Here is a 20,374-nt window from a genome sequence, read left to right as displayed (position 1 = left end):
GTCGGTGGCGATCACGCCGCCCAGGAACGCGGCGGCGACCCGGTGCTGCTTGTCCAGCACGAACGTGGACGGCACGGCGTTGGGCGGCAGGCCCTTGAACGACAGCATCGCCCGCCCCGACTCGTCGTAGATCGACGGGTAGGTCAGCTGCCGGTTGGCCATGAAGTCGCGCGGCAGCTCGGTCGACGTCTCCTTCACGTCCACGCCCAGCACCTGCACGCCCAGCGGCCCGGCCTCGTCCTGCACCTTCTGCAGCTCCGGCGCCTCGGTGCGGCACGGCGGGCACCACGCGCCCCAGATGTTGACCACGACGACCTTGCCCGGGTAGTCGTCCAGGGAGACGGTCGCCCCGTCCTCCATCAGGCTCGGCCCGGTCAGGCCCACGACCTTCTTGCGCTCGTCGCCGTCGTAGCGGAGCTTGGTCTCCCCGTTGGGCGCGACCAGCTGGAACTCGCCGCCCGTGGCGACCGCGTCGTCACCGGTGGCGCAGCCGGCGAGCAGCAGCAGGGCCACCAGGGCGGCCGCGACCGACCTCATGCGCCGGTCACCCTCGGGTCGGTCGCGCCGGCCGGCTCGGTGTAGACCACGCGGACCAGTTGCTCGTCCTCGAACACCAGGCTCGTCAACGACGCCAGCGAGCACTCGCGGCGACGCGGGTCGTGCCACATCCGCTTGCCCTCCAGGAACCGGCGCAGCGTCCAGATCGGCAGCTGGTGCGACACGCACACCGCCTCGTGGCCCTCGGCCGCCGCCCGCGCCCGCTGCACCGCGCCCAGCATCCGGTGCGCGATCTCGACGTACGGCTCGCCCCACGACGGGCGGAACGGGTTCACCAGCTTCGGCCAGTGCTCGGGCGAGCGCAGCGCGCCGTCGCCGACCGCCACCTTGAGGCCCTCGAACTTGTTGTCGGCCTCGATCAGCCGCTCGTCGGTGGCCAGCTCCAGGCGGTGCGAGTCGGCGATCGGGGACGCCGTCTGCTGCGCCCGGTCCAGCGGGGACGCGACGACGTGGGCGATGTCGTGGTCGCGCAGGTGCTCGGCCACGGTCAGCGCCTGCTTCTGGCCGCGCTCGGAGAGCCGGAAGCCGGGGATGCGGCCGTAGAGGATGCCGGTCGGGTTGTGCACCTCGCCGTGCCGCAGCAGGTGGACGACGGTCTTCACTTCGCGGCCTTTCCGGGGGTGGCCGCCGCGGCGGCGCGGGCGGCGTGCGGCAGGGCGTCGGCGATCTGCTCGAAGTCCCGCTCGGTCATGGCCGCGTTGACGAACCACGCCTCGAACGCGCTCGGCGGCGGGTACACCCCGCGCTCCAGCAGGGCGTGGAAGAACGGCGGGAAGCGCCACGTCTCGGCGGCCTGCGCGCCCGCGTAGTCGGTGACCTCGTCGGCGCTGAAGAACACGCTGACCATGTTGCCCGCGAACTGCACTCGGTGCGCCACGCCCGCCTCGGTGAGCGCGGCGGTGAACAGCGCGCCCAGCCTGGACGCGTTCGCGTCGAGCGCGCGGTAGACGTCGTCGCCGGCGGCGCGCAGCGTGGCCAGGCCCGCGGCCACCGCCACCGGGTTCCCGGACAGCGTGCCCGCCTGGTAGACCGGCCCGGCCGGGGCGAGCCGCGCCATCACGTCCGCCCGCCCGCCGAACGCCGCCGCCGGCAGGCCGCCGGACATGACCTTGCCGAACGTGTAGAGGTCGCCGGCGACGCCCTCCAGGCCGTACCAGCCGGCGCGCGAGACGCGGAAGCCCGTCATGACCTCGTCCATGACCAGCAGCGCGCCGTTCGCCTCGCACAGGGCCTTCAGCTCGGCGTTGTGCCTCGGGGCGATCGCGCCCATGTTGCCCGCCGCGGCCTCGGTGATGACGCAGGCGATCAGGTCGGGGTGCTCGGCGAACACCCGCCGGACGGCCTCCAGGTCGTTGTACGGCAGCACGATCGTGTCGGCGGCCTGCGCGCCGGTGACACCGGGCGAGGTGGGCAGGCCGAGCGTGGCGACGCCGGACCCGGCCTGGGCGAGCAGCGCGTCCACGTGCCCGTGGTAGCAGCCCGCGAACTTGACGACCTTCGGCCGGCCCGTGAAGCCGCGGGCGAGGCGGATCGCGCTCATCGTGGCCTCGGTGCCGGAGTTGACCAGGCGCACCTGCTCGACCGGGGCGACGCGGTCGACGATCTCCCGGGCCAGCTCGATCTCGCCCTCGGTGGGCGTGCCGAACGACAGGCCGCGCACGGCCGCCGCCCGCACCGCCTCCACCACGTCGGGGTGGGCGTGGCCGAGGATCATCGGCCCCCAGGAGGAGACCAGGTCGACGTACCGGTTGCCGTCGGCGTCCCACAGGTGGGGTCCCTCGCCGCGCACCATGAACCGGGGCGTGCCGCCGACCGAGTGGAAGGCCCTGACCGGGGAGTTCACGCCGCCGGGGATCACCGCCGCCGCGCGCTCGAACAGTTCCTGGGATCGCGTCGCTGTCACGCCGTCCAGTCTCACACGCCGGGTTCGGCGTCCTGCTCCCAGCCGTCCTGTCGCCCGTCGTCGCGCGACCGGTCGTCACCCTTCGGGGTGCGGGTGCGCACCGCGAGCACCACCTGCCGCACCGCGTCGAGCAGCAGCACCCCGGCCACCAGGACCAGCCCGGCGGCGGCGCCGACCCAGTTGCCCTTCACCCGCGTCGACTCCAGCGGCGCGTGGTCGGGCACGGGGTAGCTGTAGCGCAGGATGCCGCGCTGCCAGCACCACACCGCGAGCGCCACCAGCGCCACCGCGAGCACCACCTCGCCGACGGCGACGAACGCGCGCCGGGGCTGGTGCAGCCGGGGTTCGGCGGTGTCCGGCTCGGTCTCCACGGTGGTGGCGGTCACGTGGTCAGCTTCTCACGACCGGCGCGTGGCGAGCAGCGCGGCCACCTCGGCGCGCAGCGCGTCGGCGTCCCGCGCCCACGCCGTCACGACCCGCCCGTCGACCAGCTTGAGCGGCACCGCCTCGGTGCCGCGCGGCAGGGTCCAGCCGCCGCCCAGGATGGGGGCGCCCGAGCGCGGTTCCACGCCCTCGACCTCGGCCACGTCGCGGAGCTGGAGCTCCTCGCGGCCCGCGTGCAGGGCCACCGGGGTGAGCCGGACTGCGTAGAGCCGCCGCCTGCCCTGCACCCACAGCAGCGTGGGCAGGAACAGGGCCACCGCCACCAGCGACCACAGGACCGGTCGGAACGCGTCGGTCAGGGCCTCGACGCCCAGGCCGAGCAGGGCGAACACCGGCCCCCACAGCAGGGGCCACCAGGACGCGCCGGGTTCGGCGTAGACGGTCGGCTGCTCCACCTAACCGAGGTTCCCCGCGAAGAAGTACCGGGTGCCCGGCAGGAAGCTGACCGCGGACGCGGCGACGAGCAGCACCAGCCGCAGCACGACCACGACCCACGAGGCGGGTTCGAGGCCGTCGCGCGCCCCCACCAGGACCGCCGCGACGGCCAGGACGCCGATCACCAGCGCGCTGCCGCACAGCGCCAGCCTCGCGTGGTAGCTGCCGCGCAGGAACGCCACCGCGCCGAGCACCCCGCCGAGGGCCAGGCAGCCGGTGCCGAACAGGGTCAGCACCGCCCCGGCGCCGACCAGCCCGCCGTCCTCGGCGACGAACCGCACGACCGTGCCGACCGGCCACGACAGCGACGCGAACACCCACAGCACGAACGCCGCCAGGACCACCGGGGGCCGCACGAGCGCCGTCGTGCGCTGGTCCACGCCGCGCATCTGGCCCGGGTAACCGGGCAGCGGGCCCGCCTGCGGCTGGTGCACCGGTCTCATCGGCGTGCCGTACGGGTCGAACGGTGGCTGGGTCATGTCGTCTCCGCGGCTAGTGCTGCTTCACCCACTGTGCCGTACGGGGCAGCCACGTGAGGGCCAAACCGATCGTGATGAGCAGCAACGTCACCAGGTTCACCGCGCTCGCGCCCGGCAGCACGATCCACAGCACGTGCAGCACGGCGACCGCGGACAGCACGGCCCGCGCCCACCGCCTGCCGCGCCGCAGCAGCAGGCCGCCGCCGACGTACCCGACGCCGAACAGCACGGCTACCAGCGTCAGCTGCGCGAAGATGCCGCCGACCAGCGCCGGGTCGTCACCCGCGCGGGCCGCGGCCTGCTCGAACTCGGCGCGGCGCAGCCACAGCACGACGTTCTCCAGCAGCAGGAACGCGCCGAGCGCGCACCACACGGCGGTGGCCGCGCGCACGACCGGGGGCGGCGCGACCCGGGACGGCGCCCCGCTCACCCGGCGCGCTTGAGGGAGTCGAAGTACGCCTTCGAGCTCGGCAGGTACAGCGTGACGATCGCCGCGCCGACGACCAGCACGATGAGCAGGCCGACCAGCGAGAACCCGAGCAGGTGGTAGACGAACACGACGGCGCCGAGCACGGTCAGCGCGATGCGCGCCCAGGTGCGGCCGGCGCGCAGCCGGTACGCGAAGAACGCCATGAGCAGGCCGAGCGCGACGCCGACGGCCGTCACGAACACCAGGCTCGCCTTCACGGCGGCCTGGAACTGCTCCTCGGTCAGGCCCTGCGTGCCGCCGGGGCTGTTGCGGGCGGCCTCCGCGGCGGCGTCCTGCTGGGTCAGCACCAGCAGCGAGGACAGCACCAGCAGCGCGGCGCCGGCGATCCACAGCCAGAACGACGCGCGGACCTCGCGCGGTTCGGCGGGACGGGCGGGGCCGGCGGGCTCCCAGGCGGGCATGGGCATGGGCCGGACCGGGTCGTTGTCGTCCTGCGGAGTCGTCACGCGGGAGAACGCTAGGGGCGGCCCCGGCCCGCTGTCCACCGCGACAGGCGGTGGGCAGCGGACCTGTGGCCGCCGGGTCTCAGCTGGCCTTGAAGAAGTGGTTCGAGTCGGACTTGAACATGAAGACGATCGCACCGATGATCGCGACCAGCTGGACCAGGCTCAGCAGCGCCTGGATCGCGCCCAGGAAGCCGACCGAGAACAGGATGCCGATCACGGCCAGGCCGATGAGGCCGAACAGCACCGAGAGGGCACCGAGGACGGTCAGCAGGATGCGGGCCCAGTTGGCGCCCTTGCGCATCTGCATCACGACGAGGACCCACAGCACGGCGATGACCAGGCTGACGATCAGGCTGCCGTAGCTCGGCTGGATGTCGCCCATGAGGGACGGGTCCACGCCGAGGGAGCGGGCGGTCTCCTCCGCCACGGCCTGCGCGGTGGCGAAGCCGAGGAGGCTGCCGAGGATGCCGAGGCCGGCCGCGACCAGCCAGAGCAGGTAGGCGGTGTCCACGGACTTCGGACGCGCGGGAGCCGCCATCTCACCGTGGCTCAGCGGCGGGGCCGGCTGGTAGCCGCCCTGCTGGGGGTAGCCCTGGGGCTGGCCGCCCTGGGGGTAGCCGCCCTGCTGCGGGTAACCGCCCTGCTGCGGGTAACCGCCCTGCTGGGGGTTGTTGCCCTGGTTGTAGGGGTCGTTCGGAGTGGTCATGCGACGGACCGTAGGAGTGCGCGGGGTCGCAGTCGACCGGAAATCACAATCCGTTAGCTACCTGTGGTGGCTTTACACTGACTGTACGCACTGATCGGAAGTGCCCGGAAACTGATGGCGAGAACACCAGCACCACGGCGACCACGTCGATGATCATCGTGACAGTGCCGAAGGCCAGGTCAAGCGGGTCGACGGCCAGGCCGAACGCCGAGGCGAACCCGGTCGCGACGGCCAGCAGCCGGATCACGCCGAGGAACGCGCCGCCCGCCGCGAGCACGGTCAGCGCGATGCGCGCCCAGTTCCGGCCGGACGCCACGCGGTTCGCCAGCAGCACGTACAGCAGCAGCACGCCGAACACCAGCAGCAGGCCGAACACGACGCCACCGGTCGCGGCGGCGTCCAGCTCGTCCTGCCCGAGGCCGGGTTGGCGGGCGCGCAGCTCGCCGATCAGCATCTCCCGGTCGCCGAGCTGCACCACGAACCGGGCCGCGCCGACGAGGGCGCTGAGGATGAACAGCCACCGGGCCAGGTCGACGCGCTTCGGCGGGGCCGGCCGGTCCGGCTTCGCCTTCGTCTTCGGTGCGGGCGCGGTCATCCCCGGTCCAGCCAGCCCGCGGCCTCCACCGCCCAGTACGTGAGCACGACGTCCGCGCCCGCGCGGCGGATCGAGGTGAGCATCTCCAGCACGGTGCGCTCGCGGTCGATCCAGCCGTTGCGCGCCGCTGCCTCGACCATCGCGTACTCGCCGGAGATCTGGTACGCCGCGACCGGCACGTCCGAGACCTGCGCCACGGCGGCCAGCACGTCGAGGTACGGCAGGGCGGGCTTCACCATGACCATGTCGGCGCCCTCGGCGAGGTCGAGCGCGACCTCGCGCAGCGACTCGCGGATGTTCGCCGGGTCCTGCTGGTAGGTCTTGCGGTCGCCCTGGAGCTGCGACTCCACCGCGTCCCGGAACGGCCCGTACAGCGCGGACGCGTACTTGGCGCTGTAGGCGAGGACGCCCGTGTCGGTGTGCCCGGCCTCGTCCAGCGCGGCCCGGACCACCCCGATCTGGCCGTCCATCATGCCGCTGGGGCCGACCACGTGGGCGCCCGCCTCGGCCTGGGCCACGGCCATCTCGCCGTAGACCTCCAGCGTGGCGTCGTTGTCCACCGCGCCGTCCGGCGTGAGCAGGCCGCAGTGGCCGTGGTCGGTGAACTCGTCGAGGCAGAGGTCCGACATGAGCACGGTGCTGTCGCCCAGCTCGGAGCGCAGGTCGCGCAGGGCGGCGTTGAGGATGCCGTCCGGGTCGGTCGCGCCGGACCCGACCGCGTCGCGCTCCGCCGGGACGCCGAACAGCATGATGCCGCCGACGCCCGCCTGCACCGCCTCCACCGCCGCCTTCACCAGCGACTCGCGGGTGTGCTGGTGCACGCCCGGCATGCTGGCGATCTCGGTGGGCCGCGACGCGCCCTCCTTGACGAACATCGGCAGCACGAGCTGGCGCGGCCGGACGGTCGTCTCGCTGACCAGGCGCCGCATGGCGGGCGTGGTGCGCAGCCTGCGGGGCCGGTGGGCTGGGAACACGGCGGTACTCCCTCGTCGGAAAACGCGCCGGGGCCACGCGAAGGTGGCCCCGGTCGCACTGCCTCTCACTGCGGAACAGCTGGTCAGGAACGGCGCAGGCGCTTGGTCTTGCGCGGGGGCGGCAGCGCGCCCTCGGCCCGCAACCGGGCCGCGTGCTGGGCGAGCGCGTCCACCAGGGCCGGCACGTTGGCGTCCTCCGGCTGCACGTCGACCCGCAGGCCGAACTCGCGCGCCGTCTCCGCCGTCTGCGGCCCGATGCACGCCACCAGCGTGCGGGCGTGCGGCTTGCCCGCGATGCCGACCAGGTTCCGGACCGTGGACGACGAGGTGAAGCACACCGCGTCGAACCCGCCGGACTTGATCATCTCGCGGGTGTCCGCGGGCGGCGGGGCGGCCCGGACGGTCCGGTAGGCCGTCACGTCGTCGATCTCCCAGCCGCGGTCGCGCAGACCGGCCGCCAGGGTCTCGGTGGCGATGTCGGCCCGCGGCAGCAGCACGCGGTCCACCGGGTCGAGGATGTCGTCGTACGGCGGGAAGTCCGCCAGCAGGCCCTCGGACGACTGCTCGCCGCTCGGCACCAGCTCGGGGATGATGCCGAACGAGCGCACCTTCGCCGCCGTGGACTCGCCCACGCAGGCGATCTTCACGCCGGAGAACGCGCGGGCGTCCAGGCCGAACTCGCGGAACTTCTCCCACACCGCGCGGACGGCGTTGGTCGAGGTGAACACCACCCACTGGTAGCGGCCGTCGACCAGGCCCTTCACCGAGCGCTCCATCTGCGCCGGGCTGCGCGGCGGCTCCACCGAGATGGTGGGCACCTCCACCGGGATCGCGCCGTGCGAGTGCAGCCGGTCGCTCATCGCGCCCGCCTGCTCCTTCGTCCTCGGCACGAGCACGCGCCAGCCGTACAGCGCGCGCGACTCCCACCAGGACAGCTTCGGCCGCCCGGCGACGCCCGCGCCGACCGTGACGACCAGCGGGCCGCCCAGGTCGCTCGCGTCGGCGGCGAGGGAGGCCAGCGTGGTGTCGACGGTGCGCTGGCCGAAGCCGGTGCCGTCCGCCGTCACCGCGACCGGGGTCTGCGGCGCCAGGCCGTGCTCGACCAGCGAGGACGCCGCCTCGGCCAGGTGGCCGCCGGTGGCGTGCAGGACGAGCGTGCCCGGCGCGGCCGCGAGGCTCGCCCAGTCGGTCACGCCCCGGACGTCGGCCTCGGTGTGCACGGCGCCCAGCGCCACGCCCGCGTAGGCGGGCACGGCGGTGCCGCCGGGCACGCCCGGCACGACGTCGAACGCGATCGTGGTCTTGGAGACGGCCTGGGCCTCCTTGACCACGGAGTCCTGGGTCAGCGGGTCGCCCGCCACCAGGCGCACCACGGCGAGGCCGTTCTTCGCCTCGGCGACCAGGTCCTTCGCCACGTCGGCGGGGTCGCCCACGGCGGGGCGGACCTCGACGCCGTCCGGTACCAGCGCCACCACCTCGCCCGGTACGTCCGGATCGGTCACCACGAGCTCCGCCTTGGCGAGCAGGTCTCGGGCCCGGACCGTGAGCAGCCCGGTGTCGCCGGGGCCGGAGCCCACGAAGGCGACTCGGCCGGGGGTCTTGCGCGCGCGGGTCATCAGGGCACTCCCCATCAACTACGCCCCGCCGGCGACGCAGCGGCGTGGCCGGAGAGGTCGAGCAACTCGGCGGCCAGCGCGCGGCCGAGTTCCTCTGCTGCGGTCAAGTCACCGGTGGCAGACGCACGGAGGAGGTCGCCGTCCTCCGTCGCCATGACCCCGCGCAGGGACAGGCGGAGAACCTCGGTCCCGTCCTCGGCGAGGTCTTCCACCACATCGGCCAGTGCGCCGACCGGCGCGCTGCAACCCGCCTCCAGCGCGGCCAACAGGGCGCGCTCGGAGGCGACAGCGGCCCGACTGGCCGAGTCGTCCAGAGTGGACTGGAGGAGGTGTTCGGCGTCGACGTCGTCGACCCGGCACTCCACTGCGAGGGCGCCCTGGGCGGGCGCGGGGAGCATCTGGATGGGCTCCAGGGTCTCGGTGATCTCGGCCGTGCGGCCCAGGCGGGCGATGCCCGCGCGGGCCAGCACGACGGCGTCCAGCTCGCCGTCGACGACCTTGCGGATGCGGCTGTCGACGTTGCCGCGGATCGCGACCACCTCGATGCCCAGGCCCAGCGCCTCCAGCTGCGCGGCGCGGCGCGGCGAACCGGTGCCCACCCGCGCGCCGGGCGGCAGCTCGCCCAGGGTGAGGCCGTCGCGGGCGACGAGCGCGTCGCGCGGGTCCTCGCGGGGCGGCACGGCGGCCAGCGACAGGCGGTGGTCGGGGGCCGTCGGCAGGTCCTTGTACGAGTGCACGGCGACGTCCACCTCGCCGTTGGCGAGCGCGTCGCGCAGCGCCGAGGTGAACACGCCGACGCCGATCTCGGCGATGGGCGCGTCCGACCGGTCACCGGGGGTCGAGACGGTGACGATCTCCACGTCGGCCCCCGCCGCGCGCAGCGCGTCGGCCACGTGGCCGGTCTGCGCGAGCGCGAGGGCGCTGCCGCGGGTGCCGATCCTCAGGGTGCGGTTCACCGCTTCTCACCTTTGGGTTGCGTCGAATGGGGTGTGCTGACTGCGGACGGCGCCTGCGGGTCGAGCCCGAACAGCTCGCGCAGCGCCTCGGCGTAACCGGCGCCCCCGGGTGCCGCGGCCAGCTCCTTCACCCGCACGGTGGGGGTGTGCAGGAGCTTGTCCACGACCCGGCGCACGGTCTTCGCCAGTTCGTCGCGCACCGCGCCGTCCAGCTCGGGCAGCCGCGAGTCCAGTCGCAGCAGCTCGGCGTCGACGACCTCGGCGGCGCGCTTGCGCAGTGCCGTCACGGTGGGCGTGACCCCGGCCGAGCGCTGCCCCGCCAGGTAGGCGCGGACCTCCTCGGCCACGATCTCCGCCGCGCGCAGGGCGTCCTGCCCGGTCGGGGCGTCGGACAGCCTGCGCTGGAGGGTCTCCAGGTCGACCACGCGGACGTTGTCGAGCAGCGTCGCGGCGGGGTCGACGTCCTTGGGCAGGCCGAGGTCGCAGACGACCAGCGGCTTGCCCGGCTCGCGGTCGCCGATCAGCTCGGCGCCCACGACCGTGTCGACGGAGCCGGTGCAGGCGAACAGCACGTCCGCGCCGGCGATCTCGTCGGCCAGGTGCTCCAGGCCGGTGGAGCGGGCGGTCACGCCGTCCGCGCGCAGCGCCGAGGCCAGCCGCTCGCCGTTGACGGCGGTGCGGTTGGCGATGGCGACCTCGCCGATGCCGGCGCGGCGCAGGTGCGCGGCGGCCAGGCCGCCCATCGAACCGGCGCCCACGATGACGGCCTTGCGGCCGGTCAGGCCGCCGAGGACGGTCGCGGCGTCGCCGAGGGCCTCGGACACGACGGACGAGCCCGCGTGGTCGATGCCGGTGTCGGTGTGGATGCGCTTGCCGACCCGCAGGGCGTGCTGGACCAGCTCGTGCAGCGTGCGGCCGACCACGCCCGCCTCGTCGGCGGCGTTGTAGGAGCCGCGCAGCTGCCCGAGGATCTGGGCCTCGCCGACGACCATCGAGTCGAGGCCGCCCGCCACGGAGAACAGGTGCTCGACCGCGGCGGCGGCGTAGTGCACGTAGAGGTGCTCGAACAGGTCGCCGGGCTCGGCGCCCGCCTGCTCGGCGAGCACCTCGACGACCTCGTTCATGCCGCCGTGGAAGGTCTCGACGACCGCGTACACCTCGACCCGGTTGCAGGTCGACAGCAGCACGGCCTCGGACACGCTGGGCGCCCTGAGCAGCCGGTCGAGGACCTTGGCCCGGTCGGCGTCGGCGACCGCGACGCGCTCCAGCACCGGGACGGGGGTGGTCCGGTGGGACAGACCGACGACGAGCACGCTCATGCGGCCACCACCGGCCGGCTCGCTACCCGCACGATCACGGGCGAATCACCACCCCGTCCACTCCCACGCCGTTGACCACGTCACCGGCGGCCTCGTCCGCCCGCCGCGCGACGTGGAACGACAGGATCTGCATCTCGACCGCCAGGTCGACCTTGCGCACCTCGACGTAGTCCGGGACCTGGAGGACGACGGGTGCGAAGTTCAGGATGCACTGAACGCCCGCCGATACCAAACGGTCACAGACGGCCTGAGCGGCCTGAGGAGGCGTCGCGATGACGCCGATCGACACTTCGCGTTCCGCGCAGACGGACGTGATGTCGTCGATGTGGTCGACGGGTATGCCGCCTACCGGCACTCCCGTGAGATCCGGGTCGATGTCGAACAGCGCGGCGACCGGGAAACCGCGGCTGGGGAAGCCGCCGTAATTGGCGAGCGCGTGACCAAGATTACCGATCCCGACGACCGCCACCGAGTGCTTGCGGGTGAGGCCGAGGATGCGCTCGATGTGGCTCACGAGCACCTCGACGTCGTAGCCGACGCCGCGCGTGCCGTACGAGCCGATGTAGGAGAGGTCCTTGCGGAGCTTCGCCGAGTTCACCCCGGCCGCGCCCGCCAGCTCCTCGCTGGAGATGGTCGTCACCTGCTGCTCGACCATCCCGGACAGCACCCGGAGGTAGACCGCCAGCCGCGCGACCGCCGCCTCGGGGATGGCCCGGGCCCGCTCGCGGACCTCCGCGGTGGTCTCCGCGGCGGCCACCTTCGGTGCGGCCGTCTTCGGAGCGGTCGCCTTCGGGCTGGTCACGGCACCGTCACCACGCCCCCGCCGATCCGCCACGCCAAGACTCCTCGACATCCGTCGCACCGACCCGCCGGGCACCGCCACCAGCGGGGTGATGCGACCACCGTACCGCTTGTGAACGCTTGCACAAAGTTGACGGACGCCGTCGGTGCCCACTTCGTCACCCCCGCGAACGGCGTGTCGTCCCGGGTGGACGCCCCCCGCGCGAAACAGGTGAGCCGCGCCGCCCCGTGGATACGGGGGGACGCGGCTCACCTCGGGGCGAATTCCCGAGGTCTTTCCTACGACCAGTCGGGAAATCGCGGTACCGGATCGGGCGACGCCGATCCGAGCGGGTCGGGCGGTGGGAGCGGCCCGATCCGCCGGGCCGCTCCCACCTGGTCGGTTGCCGGTCAGGCGGCCGGCGGGGTGAGGACCTTGCCGATGACGAACACGGTCGCGTTCGCGGTCGGGACGTTGCCGCACAGCACGGGGGCACCGTTCACGGTCATCGAGTCGCCGGTGCCGGCGATGGTCAGCTGCTTGCCCTGGAGCGAGTCGACGGAACCGGCCGCCTCCAGGCCCTTGGCGTCGTAGCGCTTGCCGACGACGTGGTACTTCAGGATGTCGCCCAGCACGGCCGGCTGGCCCGCCAGCTCGGCGAACTTCGCGTCGCCCAGCTCGGCGAACGCCGGGTCGGCCGGCGCGAACACGGTGATCGCCTTCTGCGAGTTCAGCGTGTCGACCAGGCCGGCCGCCTGCACGGCGGCCACCAGCTTGGTGAGCAGCGGGTTGTTGGACGCCGCGGTGGCCACCGGGTCGGTCACCATGCCCTGCAGCGAGCCCTTGTTCGCCGGGTCGGTCGGGACCTGGGCGCAGCCGGCGCCGAAGACGTCCGTGGTCTCCGTGACGCCGTCGCCGCCCGACGCCATGGCGGAGGACGAGCTGGTGGCGGTGGTCGTGGCGGCGGCCGGGGCCTCGCTGCTGCCGGAGCCGGTGGAAGCGGTGTCGCTGCTGCTGCAGGCGGTGACCGACAGGGCGGCGGCGGCGATGGCACCGATCATGGCGAGCTTGGGGTTCCGCACAGCGGATCACTCCTCGTTGTTTACCGGGTTCGGTAGTCACTAAGACATTCGAAGCACCGGCCCATCCGGTTCGCCCGGATCACCCGACGGTGAAAAAAACCGAGTGCCACCCGGTCGCGCCGTCCGGCACGGGCGCGACGCGCGCCTGCGGCTGCGTGACGCCGGACGCGCTCGTGGCCCGCACCTCGACCAGGTGACCGCCCGGCGGCAGGTCCAGCTCGGCGCGCCACATCCGCCACGTCGAGCCGTTGACCTCCGCCGCCAGCCGCGCGGCCTGCCACGGCCCCCCGTCGGAGCGCAGCTCGACCTTCGCCACGCCGTCCGGCTGCGCCCACGCCACACCGGTCACCACCGCCGGACCGGAGACCGTGGCCAGGCCCTCGGGGCTGTCGATGCGGGACATGACCTTGATCGGCCCGCGCTCGCCCCAGCCGCGCTCCAGCCAGTACGCCCTCTTCGCGGCGAACGTGGTCAGCTCCAGGTCCACCACCCACTTGGTCGCCGACACGTAGCCGTAGAGGCCGGGCACGACGAGGCGCGCGGGGAAGCCGTGCTCCACGGGCAGCGGCTCGCCGTTCATGCCCAGGGCGATGAGCGCGCCGCGGTCCTCCTCCAGCACGACGTCGACCGGGCTGCCCGCGGTCCAGCCGTCGGCGCTGGTGGAGAGCAGCTGGTCGGCCCCGTCCCGGACGCCGGCCTCCAGCAGCACGTCGCGCAGCGGCACGCCGACGAAGTTCGCGGTGGACACGTACGGGCCGCCGACCTCGTTGGACACGCAGGTCATCGTGATCGTGCGCTCGACCAGGTCGCGGCGGCGCAGGTCGTCGTAGCGGAGGTTCAGCTCGCGGTCGACCAGGCCGTGCACGCGCAGCACCCAGTCCTCGGCGCGCACGCGCGGGACGCTCAGCGCCGTGTCGACGCGGTAGAAGTCCCGGTTCGGGGTGATGAACGACGGGGTGCCCTCGCCCGCGAAGTCGACGCCGGCGGGGATCGCCGGGGCCGGCCGGGCGGGGGTGAGGTCGCCGACGGCCCGGCGCGACGCCTCGACGTCCACCCGGTTGCCCAGGAACTGCCCGCCCGCGCCCGCGACGACCGCGCCGACCGCCGTGGCGCCCGAGGCGACCAGGAACCGCCGCCGGTCCGCCGAGGCGACGCCGGGCGTGCTGTCGCCGGTCGTGTCGCCGGTCGTGTCGCCGGTCGTGCTGTCGGTCGTGTCGCCGGTCGCGGTCCCCTCGGCGGGGGCCCCGGCCGCGGCGAGGGCGCGGGCGTGCAGCAGGCGGAACACGAGGACGCCCGCCACCAGGCTCGCGATCGGCGAGAGGACGGAGAGCTGCCCCAGGTCCGGCCGGTACAGCACCGCCGCGACGCCCAGCAGGCCGAGCACCACCGCGAGCACCGTGCCGGGCAGCGGCGAGCGGCGCGACAGCAGGCCCGCCACCAGCGCGGCGACGACCAGCACGACCGCCATGCCGAGCAGCAGCACGAGCTTGTCCGCCGTGCCGAAGGTCCGGACCGCGAAGTCCTTGACCGGGCTCGGGGTGAAGTCGATCGCGGTGTTGCCGACCGCGAGGAACGGTGACGACGGGGGTCCGACCAGCGCCGCGACCAGGTGTCCGGCCGCCAGCGCGGCGGCCACCCCGAGCAGTCCGACGAGTGCCGCGGTCCAGCGCTTCATGAGGGTGATTCGACACCCGCGCCCGACCGGTTCACCGAATCCGTAAGCGGTCGGTAATCGGACCCGCCGACAACCGGACCGGGTCGGGCCGGGCCGGGGTCAGGCGAGGGCGGCGCGCAGCCGGTCCTCCTCGACCGACCAGTACCCGTGCTCCTCGCCGTCGACCAGGATCACCGGCACCCGGTCGCCGTACTCGGCGCGCAGCTCGCGGTCCGCGTCGACGTCCTGGACGTCCCACGGCACGCCCAGCTCGCCGCAGATCCGCTCCAGGTCCGCCCTGGCCCGCTCGCAGGCGTGGCAGTCGACCCGGCTCATCAACGTGACGTGGTGGCTCACGGCGCCCAGGTTAGGGCCACCGGGTCGGGCCCCCGGGTCGAGGGCCGTCAGGTCTGGGGCAGCCGCAGCCGGGCCCGCGCCAGCTTCCCCGTGGGCGAGTGCGGCAGGGCCTCGGCGAACTCCACGGCGGTCGGCACCTTGAACTTGGCCAGGTGCGCCGCGCAGTGCTCCCGCACGTCGTCCTCGGTCAGCTCGGCGCCCTCGGCGAGCACCAGCACGACCTTCACCGACTCGCCGGTGCGCTCGTCGGGCACGCCGACCGCCGCCGCCTCGGCCACGCCGGCCAGCTCGCGCAGCACCTGCTCGACCTCGTGCGGGTAGACGTTGAACCCGTTGACGATGATCAGGTCGCCCGCCCGGTCCACGAGGTGCAGGTCGCCGTCCTCGTCGAGGTAGCCGACGTCGCCGGTGCGGAACCAGCCGTCGGCGTCCGGGCCGTGCGCGCCGTCCGGCCAGTAGCCGCTGAACAGGTTGTCGCCCTTCGCGGCGACCAGGCCGGTGCCGGGCTCGTCCTCGTCCTGGTCGAGCGGGCGGCCGTCGGTGTCGACCAGCCGCACCTGCACGCCGGGCAGCGCGCGGCCGACCGAGCCGGGCTTGGGCGTCCCGCCGGCGAGGGTGCTGGTGAGCACGGGACCGGTCTCGGTGAGGCCGTAGCCCTCGTAGACGGGCAGGCCGACCGCGCGGCGCACGGCGTCGAGCACGCCGGGCGCGAGCGGCGCGGCGCCGGAGGTGAACAGGCGGACCGTCGCCAGGTCCTCGCGCAGCCGCTCGACGGGCTGGGCCAGGATCGCCGCGTACATCGGGGGCACGCCGACGAGCGTGGTCACCCGGTGCTCGCGGATCGCGGTGAGCGCCAGGTCGGGGTCGAAGCGCTCCAGCAGCACGGCCGTCGCGCCCGCGCCCGCCACCTGGAACAGGCCGGGGCCGAGGCCGTAGACGTGGAAGAGGGGCAGCGCGAGCAGCACCCGGTCGCCCGCGGTGACCGGGGCGGGGCGCAGCGACGCGCACTGCTCGACGTTCGCCAGCAGCGCCCGGTGCGACAGCATCGCGCCGCGCGGCGAACCGGACGTGCCGGAGGTGTAGCCGAGGACGGCCAGGTCCTCGCCGGAGGCGCGCGCGGCGAACTCCTCGCCCGGCTCCAGCGTCGGCTCGGGCAGCACCTCGGCGTCGCCGCCGGCGCCGTCGCCGATCAGCAGCCGCGCGCCGCTGTCGGCCACGAGGCGTTCGAGCTCGCGGGCGGGCTGGCCGGGGGCGGCGGGCACCACGACGCCGCCGGCGCGCAGCACGCCGAACACGGCGACGCAGAACGCGAGCCCGGTGGGCATCCGCACGACCACCCGGTCGCCGGGCTCCACGCCCGCTCGGACCAACCGGTGCGCCTCACCGTCCACGGCGGCGTCGAACTCCGCCCAGGTGAGGCTGTTCGCAGTCGTGACATCGACCAGTGCGACGTGCTTGGGTCCACGGTGCGCGGAGGCGCGAACCAGGTCGGCGACGTTGCGGGCGGAAGCTGCCAACTCGACCTCCTGGGGAACCACGGCGTACCTCAGCGCAGTCTGTCACGTGCGGGCGACGTCACGCAGTGCCGCCTTCCGCACCGCGGGCTGGAGACCACTTGCCGCTACCTACTACGGAGTAACAACACGTATGCTGCCGGCACGGCGACTCTGTGGAGGTGCCGCGAGCCGATGACCGCACGGGCACGCGAGAACTCCGTCCGAACCAACCGGACACTCCGCTCCAGGTGGAGCTCGGGAGGGCAGTCCAGCACGATCGAGAGCGTGGGGAGCGACGCGGCCGAGGAGCCGTGGAACCTGGTCCGGGCCGCGCAGGACGGCGACGCGGACGCGTTCGGCGCGCTCTACGACCGGTACGTCGACGTCGTGTACCGGTACGTGCTGTTCCGCGTGGGCGACCGCACGTTCGCCGAGGACGTCACCAGCGAGACGTTCCTGCGCGCCCTGCGCAGCATCCGCTCGATCAGCTACCAGGGCCGCGACGTCGGCGCGTGGTTCGTCACCATCGCCCGCAACATCGTCTTCGACCACGTGAAGTCCAGCCGCTACCGGCTGGAGGTCACCACGGCCGAGCTGACCGACAACCGCGAGGTCGCCGACGGCCCGGAGCAGGAGGTGCTGACCGGCGCGGCCAACGCCGAACTGCTCCGCTGCGTCGCCCAGCTGGGTGACGACCAGCGGGAATGCATCACCCTGCGCTTCATCCAGGGCTTGTCCGTCGCGGAGACGGCCGCGAGGATGGGCCGCAACGAAGGCGCCGTCAAGGCCCTGCAACACCGGGCGGTGCGCCGGTTGGCCCAACTGCTGCCGAGCTGGCTGCGGTGACCGCCGTCGCGCCGCCCGGACGTGCGTAACCCCGGGACCGCCCGGTTCGTTAGCCGGTGCAGGATCGTTCGAAACGGTGCGGGATGGTGGGCAGAGGGATCACGCCGTTGTGGCGTCACAGGCAGCGCGAGCAGTTCGCCCGCGCGGTCGACGCGCACCCCGGGGAAGCCGGGCCGGACGGTGCGGAGGACGCGGACGACGCGTTCGCCGACGAGCTGGCCGTCGTGGCGCTGTTGCGGAAAGCCGCAGCCACCTCCGGGCCGGACGCCGAGACCAGGGCGAGGATGCGCGAGCGCGTCCTCGGCGCGAGCCCGCCGCCGCCCACCAAGGTCGACCTCGTCCGCCCGCACCGCACCGGGGCGCGCGGGCGATTAGCGGTCGCGCTCGCCGCCGCGCTGTGCCTGCTGTTCTCGCTCGCCGGGATGAGCCTGCTGCTCAGCCGCGACGCGCTGCCCGGCGACGCCCTGTACGGGGTGAAGCGGACCGCCGAGTCCGCCTCCCTCGGCCTCACCTTCGGCGAGCAGCCGAAGGGCTACAAGCGCCTGGAGTTCGCCACCGCGCGCCTGGACGAGGTGGAGACGCTCGTCGAGCGCTACCGCGAGTCCGGCGGCGGGCCGCTCGGGGCGTACCTGACCGCGCTGGCCGACTTCGACGCCGACGCCGCGGCCGGTTCCCGCGTGCTGACCGCGCTCGGCGCGGACTCGGACCGGGGCGCGCTCGACGGGCTCCGCGACTGGGCGCTGTCCCAGGCGCGGCGGCTCGACGGGCTGCGGGCGTCGCTGCCCGCCGACGCCGCAGCGCGCGCCGACGGGTCTCGGGACCTGCTCGACCGGATCGCCGAGCGCGCGACCGCGCTGCGCGACCGCGGGTCGTGCGGGGCGGTCGCGTCGGACCAGGTCGACCAGGTGGGTCCGCTGCCCGCCCAGGACGACTGCGCCGCGTCACCCGCCCCGGCCGACCCCACCGCGCCCACGACGGTCACGCCGACCGCGCCGGGGTCCACGGCGGTCGTCGTGCCCACCGCGCCCGGCGGCCTGCCCGGCACCGGCACCGGCACCGGTACCGGCACCGGGACCCGGCCGGAGCCGACGGGCGTCGAGCCCCCCGCGCCGGGCGGCGTGCCGACCGCGCCCGCGCCGCCGGTGCCCGTCCCGCCGGTCACCACCACGCCCGGTCCGCTGCTGCCGCTGCCCACCCTGACGATCCCGTCGCTGCCGCTGCCCGGCCTGGGCGGCTGATCGCTACCCTGTCCCCATCGGACCGCGGGAGGCGCTGACGTGGCGAAAAGGCGTGTGGTGGAGGGTTCGGCCGAGCGGGAGAGGCTCGCCGCGCTGGCCGGCGAGGCGTCGGCCGAAGCGGCGCTGGCGGTCGTCGACCCGGCGGGGAGCGCGTCCACCGACCTCACCGCCGCCGCCTTCTTCGACGTCGACAACACCATGATGATGGGCGCGTCGATCTTCCACTTCGCCCGCGGCCTGGCGGCCCGCAAGTACTTCAAGAACTCCGACCTCGCGGGCTTCGCCTGGCAGCAGCTGAAGTTCCGGGTGGGCGGCCGGGAGGACCCGCAGAGCGTGGCGGCGTCGCGGGAGCAGGCGCTGTCGTTCGTCGCGGGCCGGTCGGTCGCCGAGATCGTCTCCCTCGGCGAGGAGATCTACGACGAGCTGATGGCCGACCGGATCTGGACCGGCACGCAGGCGCTGGCCCAGATGCACCTGGACGCCGGCCAGCGGGTGTGGCTGGTCACCGCCACGCCGGTCGAGCTGGCCCAGATCATCGCCCGCAGGCTCGGCCTCACCGGCGCCCTCGGCACGGTCTCCGAGAGCTCCGACGGCGTCTACACGGGCCGGCTGGTCGGCGACCTCCTGCACGGCCGGGCCAAGGCGCACGCCGTGCGCGCCCTGGCCGCCAAGGAGGGCCTGGACCTGCGCCGCTGCACCGCCTACTCGGACTCGGTCAACGACGTGCCGATGCTGTCGGTCGTCGGCACCGCGGTGGCCGTGAACCCGGACTCGGGCCTGCGCGAGACCGCCCGCAAGCGGGGCTGGGAGATCCGCGACTTCCGCACCGGCCGCAAGGCCGCGAAGATCGGCGTCCCCTCCGTGCTGGGCGCGGGCGCGCTCGCCGGCGCGGTGGCCGCCACCATGGCCTACCGCCGCCGCCTGCGCTGAAGGGCCGCCCGTCCAGGGGCCGCCCGTCGCGGGACCGCCGCCGCTGCCGGCCGCCGCCTGCGCTGAGGGGCCGCCACCGCGGGAGGCGCCGCCGCGGGAGGCCGCGGTCAGCCCAGGAACACGTTCCGGCGCTGGGTGAGCAGCCGGTAGAGGGTCTGCTGGATCGTCTCGCGCACCTGGTCGGTCAGGTTGAACACCAGCATCGGGTCGTCCGCCGCCTGCGCGCCGTGCACGTCGGTGCGGATCGGCTCGCCGAACTCGATGTACCACTTCGACGGCAGCGGGATCGCGCCCAGCGGCCCCAGCAGCGGGAAGAACGGCGTCACCGGGAAGTAGGGGAACCCGAACAGCCTGGCCAGCGCCTTGATGTCACCGATCTTGGGGTAGATCTCCTCGGCGCCCACGATCGAGCAGGGGATGATCGGCACGCCCGTGTTCAGCGCCGCCGACACGAACCCGCCGCGCCCGAACCGCTGGAGCTTGTAGCGGTCCTTGAACGGCTTGCCGATGCCCTTGAACCCCTCGGGCCACACGCCGACCAGCTCGCCGGAGGTCAGCAGCCGCTCGGCGTCCGGGTTGCACGCCAGCGTCTGGCCGGACTTGCGCGCCAGCGCGCCCAGCACGGGCGTCCTGAACACCAGGTCCGCGCCGAGCATCCGCAGGTGCCGGTGCTTCGGGTGGTCGTTGCGCAGGGCGAACGCCGTCATCAGCGCGTCCAGCGGCAGCGTGCCGGAGTGGTTGGCGACGATCAGCGCGCCGCCCTCGGCGGGCACGTTGTGCAGGCCGAGCGGCTCCACCCGGAACCACTTCTCGTACAGCGGCCTCAGCGGCGGCATGAGCAGCGTGTCGGTCAGGTCGCGGTCGAAGCCGAACTCGTCGACCCGGTAGTCGCCCTGGACGCGGCGGCGCGCGAAGGCCAGCAGGTCCGCCAGCCGCCGCTCCCAGTCCGCCGGCCGCTGCCCCGGCGTGGGCAGCGGCGTCACCGTGCCACCCGCTCCCGGGCCGCCCGGTCGCCGGCCGGCCCGCTCCGCGCCGTGCAGGGGGATGACCCGCGCCTCCGCCACACCCG

Annotated in this window: 23 protein-coding genes; 3 read left to right on the top strand and 20 right to left on the bottom strand. The window is 74.1% G+C overall.

From position 1 onward, the window contains the following. The 19 genes from ACR807_RS25285 to ACR807_RS25195 all read right to left on the bottom strand — a co-directional run. Window positions 1-537 (bottom strand): TlpA disulfide reductase family protein (locus ACR807_RS25285; RefSeq protein WP_438923893.1); only part of this gene is annotated, 537 nt, incomplete at its 3' end. Next, window positions 534-1,160, bottom strand: a complete 627-nt coding sequence (locus ACR807_RS25280) for a histidine phosphatase family protein (RefSeq protein WP_438923892.1) — start codon at window positions 1,158-1,160, stop codon at window positions 534-536. The genes ACR807_RS25280 and ACR807_RS25285, both read right to left, overlap by 4 nt. After that, window positions 1,157-2,461, bottom strand: coding sequence for a glutamate-1-semialdehyde 2,1-aminomutase (gene hemL, locus ACR807_RS25275; RefSeq protein WP_438923891.1), 1,305 nt, complete (start codon window positions 2,459-2,461; stop codon window positions 1,157-1,159). Before hemL ends, ACR807_RS25280 begins: the two co-directional genes overlap by 4 nt. A gap of 11 nt (window positions 2,462-2,472) precedes the next feature. Then, window positions 2,473-2,847: a hypothetical protein gene (locus ACR807_RS25270; protein ID WP_438923890.1), complete on the bottom strand. Its 375-nt coding sequence runs from the start codon at window positions 2,845-2,847 to the stop codon at window positions 2,473-2,475. Window positions 2,848-2,859: 12 nt separating this feature from the next. Next, on the bottom strand, window positions 2,860-3,300 hold the full coding sequence (gene mce1N / locus ACR807_RS25265; protein WP_438923889.1) for a transport-regulating membrane protein Mce1N: 441 nt from the start codon (window positions 3,298-3,300) through the stop codon (window positions 2,860-2,862). After that, window positions 3,301-3,819: a hypothetical protein gene (locus ACR807_RS25260; RefSeq protein WP_438923888.1), complete on the bottom strand. Its 519-nt coding sequence runs from the start codon at window positions 3,817-3,819 to the stop codon at window positions 3,301-3,303. A 13-nt stretch (window positions 3,820-3,832) separates the two neighbouring features. Continuing rightward, window positions 3,833-4,249 carry a hypothetical protein gene (locus ACR807_RS25255; protein WP_438923887.1) on the bottom strand — a complete coding sequence of 139 codons (417 nt, stop codon included), beginning with the start codon at window positions 4,247-4,249 and terminating at the stop codon, window positions 3,833-3,835. After that, complete coding sequence (locus ACR807_RS25250; protein WP_438923886.1) at window positions 4,246-4,755, bottom strand: hypothetical protein; 510 nt, start codon at window positions 4,753-4,755, stop codon at window positions 4,246-4,248. Before ACR807_RS25250 ends, ACR807_RS25255 begins: the two co-directional genes overlap by 4 nt. A gap of 79 nt (window positions 4,756-4,834) precedes the next feature. Further along, entirely contained in the window at window positions 4,835-5,461 is a 627-nt protein-coding gene (locus ACR807_RS25245; protein ID WP_438923885.1) for a hypothetical protein, read from the bottom strand. A 43-nt stretch (window positions 5,462-5,504) separates the two neighbouring features. Then, on the bottom strand, window positions 5,505-6,056 hold the full coding sequence (locus ACR807_RS25240) for a hypothetical protein (RefSeq protein ID WP_438923884.1): 552 nt from the start codon (window positions 6,054-6,056) through the stop codon (window positions 5,505-5,507). Beyond that, on the bottom strand, window positions 6,053-7,030 hold the full coding sequence (hemB, locus tag ACR807_RS25235; protein ID WP_438923883.1) for a porphobilinogen synthase: 978 nt from the start codon (window positions 7,028-7,030) through the stop codon (window positions 6,053-6,055). Before hemB ends, ACR807_RS25240 begins: the two co-directional genes overlap by 4 nt. An 83-nt stretch (window positions 7,031-7,113) precedes the next feature. Next, a complete protein-coding gene (locus ACR807_RS25230) occupies window positions 7,114-8,646 on the bottom strand; it encodes a bifunctional uroporphyrinogen-III C-methyltransferase/uroporphyrinogen-III synthase (RefSeq protein WP_438923882.1) in 1,533 nt (510 codons plus the stop codon). Between the two features lie 14 nt (window positions 8,647-8,660). Further along, window positions 8,661-9,602 (bottom strand): hydroxymethylbilane synthase, encoded by a 942-nt coding sequence (gene hemC / locus ACR807_RS25225; protein ID WP_438923881.1) that lies wholly within the window; start codon window positions 9,600-9,602, stop codon window positions 8,661-8,663. Further along, entirely contained in the window at window positions 9,599-10,921 is a 1,323-nt protein-coding gene (locus tag ACR807_RS25220; RefSeq protein WP_438923880.1) for a glutamyl-tRNA reductase, read from the bottom strand. Before ACR807_RS25220 ends, hemC begins: the two co-directional genes overlap by 4 nt. Before the next feature lie 34 nt (window positions 10,922-10,955). Next, window positions 10,956-11,774: a redox-sensing transcriptional repressor Rex gene (locus tag ACR807_RS25215; RefSeq protein ID WP_438923894.1), complete on the bottom strand. Its 819-nt coding sequence runs from the start codon at window positions 11,772-11,774 to the stop codon at window positions 10,956-10,958. Window positions 11,775-12,112: 338 nt separating this feature from the next. Further along, the gene (locus tag ACR807_RS25210; RefSeq protein ID WP_438923879.1) at window positions 12,113-12,784 is read right to left on the bottom strand and encodes a fasciclin domain-containing protein; all 672 of its coding nucleotides are present in this window, start codon (window positions 12,782-12,784) and stop codon (window positions 12,113-12,115) included. 79 nt (window positions 12,785-12,863) lie between these two features. Further along, window positions 12,864-14,459 carry a molybdopterin-dependent oxidoreductase gene (locus tag ACR807_RS25205; protein WP_438923878.1) on the bottom strand — a complete coding sequence of 532 codons (1,596 nt, stop codon included), beginning with the start codon at window positions 14,457-14,459 and terminating at the stop codon, window positions 12,864-12,866. Window positions 14,460-14,558: 99 nt separating this feature from the next. Next, window positions 14,559-14,795, bottom strand: coding sequence for a glutaredoxin family protein (locus ACR807_RS25200; protein ID WP_306743781.1), 237 nt, complete (start codon window positions 14,793-14,795; stop codon window positions 14,559-14,561). Between the two features lie 47 nt (window positions 14,796-14,842). After that, window positions 14,843-16,312: an AMP-binding protein gene (locus tag ACR807_RS25195; RefSeq protein ID WP_438923877.1), complete on the bottom strand. Its 1,470-nt coding sequence runs from the start codon at window positions 16,310-16,312 to the stop codon at window positions 14,843-14,845. Window positions 16,313-16,483: 171 nt separating this feature from the next. Here ACR807_RS25195 and ACR807_RS25190 point away from each other — a divergent pair, with 171 nt between their 5' ends. The 3 genes from ACR807_RS25190 to ACR807_RS25180 all read left to right on the top strand — a co-directional run bounded on the left by ACR807_RS25190 (window position 16,484) and on the right by ACR807_RS25180 (window position 19,305). Then, on the top strand, window positions 16,484-17,137 hold the full coding sequence (locus ACR807_RS25190; protein WP_438923876.1) for a sigma-70 family RNA polymerase sigma factor: 654 nt from the start codon (window positions 16,484-16,486) through the stop codon (window positions 17,135-17,137). A gap of 83 nt (window positions 17,138-17,220) precedes the next feature. Then, window positions 17,221-18,375: a DUF5667 domain-containing protein gene (locus ACR807_RS25185; RefSeq protein WP_438923875.1), complete on the top strand. Its 1,155-nt coding sequence runs from the start codon at window positions 17,221-17,223 to the stop codon at window positions 18,373-18,375. 39 nt (window positions 18,376-18,414) lie between these two features. Continuing rightward, window positions 18,415-19,305 (top strand): HAD family hydrolase, encoded by an 891-nt coding sequence (locus ACR807_RS25180; protein WP_438923874.1) that lies wholly within the window; start codon window positions 18,415-18,417, stop codon window positions 19,303-19,305. A gap of 107 nt (window positions 19,306-19,412) precedes the next feature. On the opposite strand, the gene ACR807_RS25175 is transcribed toward ACR807_RS25180, so the two are convergent. Beyond that, window positions 19,413-20,369 (bottom strand): lysophospholipid acyltransferase family protein, encoded by a 957-nt coding sequence (locus ACR807_RS25175; RefSeq protein ID WP_438923873.1) that lies wholly within the window; start codon window positions 20,367-20,369, stop codon window positions 19,413-19,415. Window positions 20,370-20,374: the final 5 nt, after the last annotated feature.

This window comes from Saccharothrix sabaoui (genome assembly GCF_051756985.1).
Lineage (GTDB): Bacteria > Actinomycetota > Actinomycetes > Mycobacteriales > Pseudonocardiaceae > Actinosynnema.
Note: the sequence above shows the minus strand (reverse complement) of the source record. Positions and strands in the feature narration are given on the sequence as shown.